General features: G+C 37.8%; 4 protein-coding genes. 3 read left to right on the forward strand and 1 reads right to left on the reverse strand.

Annotated features, from left to right (window positions below):
• Positions 1–163: 163 nt before the first annotated feature.
• From GSY74_RS09050 to GSY74_RS09060, 3 genes are read left to right on the forward strand one after another with little or no spacing between them, the layout of a single operon-like run.
• Positions 164–1,351 carry an ABC transporter permease gene (locus tag GSY74_RS09050; protein WP_164664782.1) on the forward strand — a complete coding sequence of 396 codons (1,188 nt, stop codon included), beginning with the start codon at positions 164–166 and terminating at the stop codon, positions 1,349–1,351.
• The gene (locus GSY74_RS09055) at positions 1,348–2,016 is read left to right on the forward strand and encodes an ABC transporter ATP-binding protein (RefSeq protein ID WP_164664783.1); all 669 of its coding nucleotides are present in this window, start codon (positions 1,348–1,350) and stop codon (positions 2,014–2,016) included. The genes GSY74_RS09050 and GSY74_RS09055 overlap by 4 nt, the downstream gene beginning before the upstream one ends.
• Positions 2,013–2,972, forward strand: a complete 960-nt coding sequence (locus GSY74_RS09060) for a hypothetical protein (protein WP_164664784.1) — start codon at positions 2,013–2,015, stop codon at positions 2,970–2,972. The genes GSY74_RS09055 and GSY74_RS09060 overlap by 4 nt, the downstream gene beginning before the upstream one ends.
• Here GSY74_RS09060 and GSY74_RS09065 read toward each other — a convergent pair.
• Positions 2,947–4,590, reverse strand: coding sequence for an ABC transporter permease subunit (locus tag GSY74_RS09065; protein WP_164664785.1), 1,644 nt, complete (start codon positions 4,588–4,590; stop codon positions 2,947–2,949). The two genes, GSY74_RS09060 and GSY74_RS09065, sit on opposite strands and share 26 nt — an antisense overlap.
• Positions 4,591–4,743 lie beyond the last annotated feature (153 nt).

Here is a 4,743-nt window from a genome sequence, read left to right on the forward strand (position 1 = left end):
TAAAAAAATCAAATATAGAGTATCAATACTCTCTTGTTTATAAGTATATTAGAGATGACTTTGAGCAATTTTTAGAAAGTATTGATATAGATTTTAAAGATGAAGAGTTTGCTAAGAGTGTGATTCTTACTGCTTTTTTTGAATTTTGTGATGAAGGTCTACAATGAAAAATAACCTAAACCTATACTTAATAGAGTTCGCCATCAACGCCTTATTAAGAGCCAAGAGTAAAAATATTTTCATCTTAGTCGTCTTCACTCTATTAACGGCACTGCTAACAGCCGTTTTCTTAATCACAGGTTCCATAAAACATGAACTTCAATCGACCGTTGATGCCTTACCTCAGATAACTGTACAGAAGATAAAAGCAGGGCGACATTATGATATAGATACCTCTGTAGCCGATGAAATTTTGACCATCGCAGGGGTGAGTGAAGCCGTGCCTAGAGTGTGGGGTTACTACTATTTTGAAAATGCAGGGGTCAACTTCTCTGTGGTTGGCATTGAGCAGTATGAGGCTCAATACAAAGATAGTTTTGCCAAATTGGTTGAAAAATTTGATTTTGAGGAGTTGAGTAGTCAGAGTTCTATGGTCGTGGGAAGAGGGGTCAAAGAGGTGATGAGTAGTAGCTACTACAAGGAGTATTTTAACTTTATCAAGCCTGATGGTAGTCTGAAAAAAGTAACAGTGGCAGGTGTGTTTGATGGGGATACGGAGCTAGAATCCAACGATATGATACTGATGTCAAAAGAGGATGTGCGAGAGATTTTTGATATGCAGGAGGGCAAAGCGACTGATATTGTGGTCAAAGTTCCCAATCCAGAGGAGGTGACCACAGTGGCTTCCAAGATAAAGCTAATGTATCCTGATACACGGGTGATAAGTTCAACGGATTTGAAGATAAGTTATCAAAATATCTTTGACTATAAGAGTGGTGTTTTTTTGGCTCTATTTGTGGTGGCTCTCTTTACTTTTTTTATGATTATCTATGACAAAGCAAGTGGGCTTAGTAGCGAAGAGAAACGAGAGATTGGGATACTCAAAGCGATAGGGTGGAGGGTAGATGATATACTCAAAGAGAAGTTTTATGAGTCATTTATACTCTCATTTTTGGCATATCTCTTTGGGATACTCTCTGCTTTTGGGTTTGTATATCTGCTTCAAGCTCCACTTTTACGAGAGATATTTGTGGGATATTCACAGCTAAAGACCTCGTTTGAGTTACCGTTTGTTTTTGAGATTCAGACACTCTTTTTGGTCTTCTTTTTGTCGGTTCCTATCTATATTGCGGCTACGATTATTCCCTCTTGGAGGGCGGCTACGCTGGAGGTGGATGAGGTGATACGATGATAACCTTAAAAAACACAACAAAAACATACGAAATAAACAAAAACAACAGCGTAACAGCCTTAGACAATATTACCATAAACATTAAAGAGGGTGAACTAGTTGTTTTAAAAGGGGTAAGTGGAAGTGGAAAAAGTACTATACTCTCACTTATCGCAGCACTAACCAAGCCAACGATAGGGGAGGTGATAGTCAATGAGAAACGAGTCTCAAAACTTCCTGATAATTTTGCTTCGGATTATCGGCAACAGGATATTGGGTTTATCTTTCAGAAGTATAATCTCATCCCTACGCTCTCTGTGCAAGATAATATCCTGCTACCACTTGTACCGACCAATCCTGATGAGGTTGAGGCTAAAGCGAAGCTTGATAGGGTGATGGAGCAGTTTAATATTGCTCATAAAAAGGATACAATGGTACGCAGTCTCTCTGGGGGAGAGCAACAGAGGGTGGCGATTGCTAGAGCTCATATTAATGACCCCAAGATAATTATCGCTGATGAGCCAACGGCGAATTTGGATGAGAAGTTGTCTTTGGATTTTATAGAGATATTGAGAGGATTAAAAGATAGTGGCAAGACGATAGTGGTGGCTACACATGACCCACTCTTTTTTAATTTGGATATTGTTGATAGGGTGATTGAGGTGCAAGGAGGGAAAATCTTATGATATTGGCTCCTGAAGTTTTGGCGATATTGATACTCAACAGTATCTTTTTGCTCTTTTCATTGGTGGCATTTGTGCTTTCGGTGAGGATTTTTATCAAGTGGGATATGAGTGCTACAACCCAAGAACAATATGGTTTGGAGAAACAGAGTTTTTTGGCTGCTACGATTATCAAATATATCTTTGCGATTAAGCTTCCTCTCTTTCTCTTTTTTGTTTTTACTCTTGATAAAATCTCAACACTTCTAACAGGGGCGATGTGTGGGGCAGGGGTGGTGGATGCTACCGATTATGGGTCGTATTTGCTTATTTTGAAGCTTATGAATCTCTATCTTTTTGGGTTTTGGTTGACTCTGCATTATCTTGATATCAAAAGCCCAAATCTTCCCTATACACGATTGAAGTTTGAGTTTTTTATCGTGGCTTTTCTTTTTTTGTTGGTGGAGATAGTTTTGGAAGGGGTGATGTTTGGTTCTATTGATATTGACAAGATGGTGAGCTGTTGTGGTACGCTCTACTCTAGTTCATCTACTTCTGCTATTTCAGGGATATTTTCTATTGATACAACGGTGATGTTGACACTATTTTATGGGAATTTCCTGTTTATGGTAATTTTTTATATGATGAGGTATCAGTATCTTTTTGCTATTTCTAATTTGGCATTTATTGTGGTGGCACTTATATCTTTGATTCAGTTTTTTGGTACTTATATCTATGAGTTGCCAACTCACCACTGTCCGTTCTGTTTTTTGCAGAGTGACTACTATTTCGTTGGTTATCTGATTTATAGTCTGCTCTTTTTAGGTACTTTTTATGGGATGAGAGTTGGTGTTGTAAAGATGTTAGATGAGGATAGAGGTAAGGGATTTAAGCTTTCGATGATATTTAATGGGGTTTATGTGGTTTTAGTTACGGCTTATCCAATTTTCTATTTTATTCGGAATGGGGTTTGGTTATGAGATTTAATTGGTTCACTATCTTGGGTAAAATAGTAAACGCCCCAAGTGTAATCCCCAAAAGTATCAAAGCCACACCACTCGCATCAGCAGTTCGATAAGACCCCATAAGCTGATAGAGATACCAAGGAAGAGTTGAAAACTCATCAGAGCCAAAGAGTGCAATGATACCCAAATCTCCTAGTGAAAAGCAGAATGAGAGTGCAAAGATGTAGCCCAATGACGATTTGAGATAAGGAAGTTCAATATAGAGCCACCGTTGAATAGTGGTAAGATTTAGTGAAAAAGTCAATTTGTCATAACGCTCTGCGGTCTTTTGCATAATGGGGCTTAGTGTGGCAAGTGCAAAGGGTAGAGACATGAGTATATTTGCAGTAATAAGTGCCACAATAGACCATAAAACAAGAGGTGCTTCAAACTTTTGTGACATAAGAAAAAATCCTAAACCCATAATGAGTGAGGGGATAGCGAGATATAGATTTCCAGAGAATGCTATAATGAGATTAAAAAGTTTTGAGAATCTATATCCCTCCAAGCGACTCTTTAGGGTGAAGTTTCGTCTAGTATCACTTAGTAGTAGGGCAAATATTACGGTCAAAATACTAGAGACAGTGGCTAGAGATATGCTTGTTATAAAGGATTTTTGAAACAGTTGGGAGCCTAATATCTTGGAGAAATCAGAACCTACTCCATCAGCTACTATAGCAAATAGTGGTAGGGTGAAAAATAGTGTAAATAGAGCAATAATAGAGCCTTGAAAATATCTGATAATCTTTGGTTCAGCCCAAGGAATAGGGATTGATGAGGTCTTTAGATTTGTTAAATTTATTCTAAAGTTAGAAGATAGAACAACAAATAGAGTGGAGATAGTGAGCTGAATCAAAGCTAGTTTTAGAGCCATAGCAATATCAAAATCAAGTTTAACAGCTTCATAGATAGCCACTTCCAAAGTATTGTACGATGGTGACCCACCCAAAACAAGTACTATCGCAAAAGAGGTAAAACATAGTAAAAAAATGGTTGATGAGATAGTTAACAAGCTAGATTTGATAGCAGGAAACTCTATATATCTAAATCTCTGAAAAGTTGTAAAGTTTAGTGACTTTGCTAGTTTGTACTTCTCTTTTGGGATAGACTCAAAGGAGTGCAAGAGAGAAGCAGAGGCAAAAGAGGCATTGAGATAGACATGAGCCACCAAGATACCAACCAAACCATAGAGATAACTTCCAAAAGAGTAGTCAAAGAGGTAGAGGCTAATCTGATTGAGCCAACCATTTCGACCAAGTACAGCTATGAGTCCAAAAACCACAATAAGTGTTGGTAGAACTAGAGAGGAAGAGAATATGGCTACCAGTACAGAACGACCCCTGAACTTCTGTTGATGTGCTAGACTCCAAGCTAAAAGAACACCTACTATCATGGAGAGCAAGGTTGATAAAAAAGCTTGGTATAGTGTAAATTTTAATAGTGAGAAGACTCTAGGATTTAGTTCGGTGATATTGGTCTGGTCTTGGGAGATGAAGAGGGTGTAGAATAGTAGAAATGCAAAGAGAATCAGGAGCAGAGAGATTGCTCCTCCTGGGATGAGAGAGTTTTTTAGTTTGATAACTCTTTTAAACATTAAAATCCAATTGATTAGTTTATATATGAATTATAACATAATCTTTTGGGTGTCTATAGCAATGTAGGTCGGGTTGCCCTCATCCCGACACAAACTTATATACCAACATGTACAACTGTTCAATAAATATTGATATGTCAATTTCCATTAAAA

The sequence above is a fragment of the Sulfurovum sp. bin170 genome, from assembly GCF_010892395.1.
Classification (GTDB): Bacteria; Campylobacterota; Campylobacteria; order Campylobacterales; family Sulfurovaceae; genus UBA1140.

What these genes read in the sequence shown, in the direction of transcription:
- GSY74_RS09050 (WP_164664782.1), top strand. Translation starts at nt 164, where the DNA reads ATGAAAAATAACCTAAACCTATACTTAATAGAGTTCGCCATCAACGCC.
- GSY74_RS09055 (WP_164664783.1), top strand. Translation starts at nt 1,348, where the DNA reads ATGATAACCTTAAAAAACACAACAAAAACATACGAAATAAACAAAAAC.
- GSY74_RS09060 (WP_164664784.1), top strand. Translation starts at nt 2,013, where the DNA reads ATGATATTGGCTCCTGAAGTTTTGGCGATATTGATACTCAACAGTATC.
- GSY74_RS09065 (WP_164664785.1), bottom strand. Translation starts at nt 4,590, where the DNA reads ATGTTTAAAAGAGTTATCAAACTAAAAAACTCTCTCATCCCAGGAGGA.